The sequence below is a fragment of the Faecalicoccus acidiformans genome, assembly GCF_014202635.1.
Lineage (GTDB): Bacteria > Bacillota_I > Bacilli_A > Erysipelotrichales > Erysipelotrichaceae > Faecalicoccus > Faecalicoccus acidiformans.
The window spans coordinates 2,412-5,078 of sequence record NZ_JACHHD010000027.1 but is presented as its reverse complement, the minus strand read 5'-3'; the positions used below and the strand labels follow the sequence as shown (position 1 = coordinate 5,078).

Annotated in this window: 2 rRNA genes (1 of these 2 cut by a window edge); both read right to left on the bottom strand. The window is 53.7% G+C overall.

Annotation, left to right across the window (positions count from 1 at the left end):
• Positions 1-9: 9 nt before the first annotated feature.
• Positions 10-123, bottom strand: a 5S ribosomal RNA gene (rrf, locus tag HNQ43_RS09030).
• Positions 124-176: 53 nt separating this feature from the next.
• A 23S ribosomal RNA gene (locus tag HNQ43_RS09025) occupies positions 177-2,667 on the bottom strand; it runs 512 nt beyond the window's last position.

Genomic DNA, 2,667 nt, shown 5'->3' with positions numbered 1-2,667 from the left:
AAAAAAAGGACCCGGCAACGAGCTATGTTCGCAGGGGCAAGCCCAACTATCTTCGCCGCGGAAGTGCTTAACTTCTGAGTTCGGTATGAGTTCAGGTGGGTCCACTTCGCTATCGTCACCGGATCTTTTCTTTGAAGGATCGCTCCCTCAAAACTAAACAACATTCCAAAGACTCCCTGATTAAGTCCTCGACCGATTAGTACCGGTCAACTCCGTGTATCGCTACACTTCCATCTCCGGCCTATCTACCTTATCGTCTTTAAGGGGTCTTACTTCTCACGAATGGGAGATCTCATCTTGGAGTAGGTTTCGTGCTTAGATGCTTTCAGCGCTTATCCTTTCCCTACTTAGCTACCCAGCTATGCACTTGGCAGTACAACTGGTGCACCAGCGGTAGGTCCATCCCGGTCCTCTCGTACTAAGGACAGCTCTCCTCAGATCTCCTTCGCCCACAACAGATAGGGACCGAACTGTCTCACGACGTTCTGAACCCAGCTCGCGTACCGCTTTAATGGGCGGACAGCCCAACCCTTGGAACCGAATCCAGCTCCAGGATGCGATGAGCCGACATCGAGGTGCCAAACCTCGCCGTCGATGTGAACTCTTGGGCGAGATCAGCCTGTTATCCCCAGGGTAGCTTTTATCCGTTGAGCGACGGCCCTTCCATTCGGCACCGCCGGATCACTAATCCCGACTTTCGTCCCTGTTCGAGTTGTTGCTCTCACAGTCAAGCACGCTTCTGCATTTGCACTCGCCGATTGGTTTCCATCCAATCTGAGCGTACCTTTGGGCGCCTCCGTTACTCTTTGGGAGGCGACCGCCCCAGTCAAACTGCCCACCTGGCACTCTCCCCATCCCTGCTTCAAGGGACCAGGTTAGAACTCCGATCACACAAGAGTGGTATCCCAACGGCGACTCCTCGTATACTGGCGTACACGTCTCTTCGTCTCCCACCTATCCTGTACATGCATGACCAAAGTCCAATACCAAGCTACAGTAAAGCTCCATGGGGTCTTTCCGTCTAGTTGCGGGTAACCTGCATTTTCACAGGTACTAAGATTTCACCGAGCCTGCTGCCGAGACAGCGCCCAAATCGTTACACCTTTCGTGCGGGTCAGAACTTACCTGACAAGGAATTTCGCTACCTTAGGACCGTTATAGTTACGGCCGCCGTTCACCGGGGCTTCAACTCACTGCTTCATCTCGCGATTAACAGATCCTCTTAACCTTCCGGCACCGGGCAGGTGTCACCCCCTATACTTCGTCTTGCGACTTCGCAGAGAGCTGTGTTTTAGTTAAACAGTCGCTTGGGCCTCTTCACTGCGGCTCACTTCTCATGAGCGCTCCTTCTTGCGAACGTACGGAGCCATTTTGCCGAGTTCCTTGGCAACAGTTCTCTCGCTCACCTCGGGATACTCTCCCTGCCCACCTGTGTCGGTTTTGGTACGGGCCGCATATGCATATGCTTAGAAGCTTTTCTTGGAAGCCGGCCTCATATGCTTCGCTACTTGCCGAAACGTTCGCTTCCCTGTCACGTCTTCCCCTTTCGATGGCCGGATTTGCCTAACCATCAGGTACCTCGCTTCGCCCTCAATCCGTTAAGAGGGTCATACTAGCCGTCTCCGTCACTCCTTCGCTCCATATACGGGTGCAGGAATTTCCGCCTGCTTGCCATCCACTACGCCTCTCGGCCTCGCGTTAGGTCCCGACTTACCCAGGGCGGACGAACCTTCCCCTGGAATCCTTGGGCTTTCGGTGTGTAGGATTCTCACCTACATCTCGCTACTCACACCGGCATTCTCACTTCCATACAGTCCACCGTCCCTCCCGGTACGGCTTCTACCCGTATGCAACGCTCCCCTACCACTTAAACTAGGTTTAAATCCGCAGCTTCGGTATCAGGCTTAGCCCCGGTACATTTTCGGCGCAGGGTCACTCGACTAGTGAGCTGTTACGCACTCTTTGAAGGATGGCTGCTTCTGAGCCAACCTCCTAGTTGTCTGGGCATCCCCACATCCTTTTCCACTTAGCCTGCATTTCGGGACCTTAGCTGGCGGTCTGGGCTGTTTCCCTCTCGACCATGGACCTTATCACTCACGGTCTGACTGCCGCTACAGGATATCGGCATTCGGAGTTTGATTGTATTCAGTACCCCGGGATGGGGCCATCACACATTCAGTGCTCTACCTCCGATATCCTTTCCACGACGCTAGCCCTAAAGCTATTTCGGGGAGAACCAGCTATCTCCGGGTTCGATTGGAATTTCTCCCCTAGCCACAAGTCATCCGCCAACTTTTCAACGGTGGTCGGTTCGGTCCTCCATTGAGTTTCACCTCAACTTCAACCTGCTCATGGCTAGATCACCCGGTTTCGGGTCTGCAATGGCTTACTCTCGCCCTATTAAGACTCGCTTTCGCTTCGGCTCCGCGTTTTCCCGCTTAACCTCGCACTCCATCACAACTCGCCGGTTCATTCTACAAAAGGCACGCCATCACCCTTTGACGGGCTCTGACTTCTTGTAGGCATACGGTTTCAGGTTCTATTTCACTCCGCTCCCGCGGTTCTTTTCACCTTTCCCTCACGGTACTGGTCCACTATCGCTCACTCCCTGATATTTAGCCTTGGCAGATGGTCCTGCCTGCTTCCGACAAGATTCCTCGTGTCTCG